General features: G+C 42.5%; 1 protein-coding gene. It reads right to left on the minus strand.

The window, feature by feature from the left end; translation table 11 throughout:
* Positions 1 to 535: 535 nt before the first annotated feature.
* The coding region (locus VN105_RS12160; RefSeq protein WP_325641200.1) for an ABC transporter permease at positions 536 to 2,885 on the minus strand (2,350 nt) is incomplete at its 5' end.

Below are 2,885 nucleotides of genomic sequence, written 5' to 3' on the forward strand. Positions count from 1 at the left end.
GGACATCTACAGGATAATCCGTAAGCATTTGAAAAAGATCATACAACTCCGAGGTATCGATGGCTACATTCAGGTTATTCTGTTCCGAAAACTTGCTCCTCAGCAATTTTCTGAACAACAAGGACTCATCCACTATCGCAAGGTTCCAAGGCTTAGACTGCATAGGGTACTATTGTAGGGTACACAAATGTTTATCTTAACAAACAGGTTTGCTACGTTGGCAAAATGTGTCTTAAAAAAACGTGGCAATTACATCATTTACATCATAACATCCCAGGTAATACAACCAAAAAATCATACACTGTGAAGTGTGTATAATGATTTCTTTAAATTAAAAACTAAAAGTGATAATCTATTTTTTTTTCTTTGAAAAAAAAAGATTATCACTCTATCGATACCTGATAAATCAGATCCGTTGTTGCAAAGAGGAAGAAATTATGTTGAATATCGGGGCAGGAGGAAGCCCGGAAAGCATCTGTTAATAGTTTTGAAACATGCGTTTTTTATCTTGTTCAGCAATTAAATTTATATCCTGTTAGTCGGCACGAAGACTTTTAATAGGATTAATACTGGCTGTTTTTATGATCTTATAGCTTACGGTAAGCAGCGTTGTCAATATGGTTCCTACGGCCACCACTATAAAGATCCACCAGCTGATCTCTACGCGGAATGCAAATTGTTGCAACCACCTGCTCAGCAGATACCAGGCTATTGGCGTTGAAATAACACAGGAGATCAGGACCAGCACCACAAATTCTTTCGACATCAGTTGCCACAACGCCCCAACCGAAGCTCCCATCACCTTACGCACTCCTATTTCTTTGGTGCGTCTTTCTGCAATAAAGGAAGCAAGTCCCATAAGTCCGATATAAGAGATAATGATAGCGAATACAGAGAAGAAGGTGATCAGGTTTCCCATCCGTTCTTCATTAAAGAACTTCCTGGCATACTCCTCATCATTAAATTTAAATACGAAGGGAGTATTGGGATCATACTTCTGAAACACGGCAGCAATCTCATCCAGTGCCCCCTGAAGAGGCGCCCCCTGTTTAATGCGTACAGACAATACGCTGATCCAGCTGTCGCTGTAATTCAGGAAGAAGATGGTTGGTTTTACCGGCTCATAAGGAGATTCCATGATCATATCTTTCACAACCCCCAGTATAGGGCGTGGTTTCTGGTTCCACAAAATAGTTTGCCCTACAGGATCTTTGAAGCCCAACAGCTTTACAGCTGCTTCATTTACAATAAATGCCCCGGTATCTGTTGGAAAATTCCTGGAGAAATCACGCCCCTGTTTTATTTTCCAGTCGATCGTTTTGCCATAATCATGTGTAACGGCAATTGTTCTGAAAATAACATTGCTCGTTACATCCTTACCGGTCCACTGAAAATTGGTATTGGTGGTTCCCCGCTCTGTTGAAGCGTTTGAGGCAGCCGATGCTTCAGCCACTACGCCGGTTTGCAGTAAATCATTCCGGATGGCATTGTAGTGGCTATACATAGCCGGATTCGTTATTTCAATATTGATCAGTCCCTCCTTGTCATAACCTACCACACGGTTCTTTGCATATCTTACCTGGCTGTAAACTACAATAGTAGCAATGATCAATGTAACGGAAGCGGTAAACTGCACCACCACCAGCATTTTACGCAGTGTAAACCCGGAATGTCCTACATGTACCAGTCCTTTCAGCGCTTTGATAGCTTCAAAGCGGGACAGGAAAAATGCAGGATAACTTCCGGCCAGGAAGCTGGTGATCAGCAGGAATAATAACAACCCCATCCAGAAATACCCGTTGGCCCATGGTATGAAGATATGTTTGTCGGCCATATTGTTAAAGAAGGGAAGCGCCAGCTGTACTGCTAACAGGGATATTAAAAGACTAAAGAAAACAATAAATGCCGTTTCCCATAAAAACTGTGCTATGAGCTGCCCTTTTAAAGAGCCCATCGTTTTCCTGATGCCCACTTCTTTGGCCCTCATCTCGCTCCGGGCTGTGGAAAGATTAACAAAATTGATACAAGCCAGCAATAGTACAAACACACCGATAATTGCCAGCATTTTCACATATTGAATATAGCCGCCGGACATCTTTCCGTTGTCAAACTCTCCATACAGATGCCAGTCATCCATCATATGCAGAAAAAGCTCTTCCTTCCCTTCCGGCAGATGACCAAGTGGTATGTTTTTAATTTTTGCATCTACTTTTTCACGGTCCACAGCATCGCCTAATTGTACAAACGCCTGAAATGCCTGGTTATCCCATTGGGTTTCAGCCGTTTTCACCCAATCATCAACAAGGTAATAGTTATCCCATGGCAACAACATTTTAACATCATGAAAGGTAGTATTATGCGGCCAGTCCTCATATACTCCCACCACACTCACGTTCAGCTTGTCATCTGTTCTGATGATCTTGCCAATAGGATCTTCGTTATCAAACAACACCTTAGCCAGCGATGCTGATATCAACACTGTTTCCGGAGCATCCAGGGTCGCTTTCCCCCTGATCATCTTCAGCGAAAACATTTCCGTGAAGTCCGGCTGTACCCATAACCCTGTCTGGAAAAATTTCCTGGTGCCTACATTTACCAAATGCTCCGCAGGCCAGGAAGTTAATGTAATCTTCTTAAAATTCGCCCCATAGCTGGTACGAAGCTCCTGTACCATTGGAATAGATACAACAGGCTCTGTACTTACCCGTCCGTTAAAAGTCTGATTAGTCATCACCTTTGCAATCCTGCTGTGATGCTCATGATAATTATTAAAAGAAAGTTCATCCCATATCCATAGCCCCAACAATAATGATACAGCCATACCTAACGCGAGCCCTGTTAAATTTACGACAGAGTATAACCGGGACTTCAGAAAATTACGCCAC

The sequence above is a fragment of the Chitinophaga sp. genome (assembly GCF_035564935.1).
Lineage (GTDB): Bacteria > Bacteroidota > Bacteroidia > Chitinophagales > Chitinophagaceae > Chitinophaga.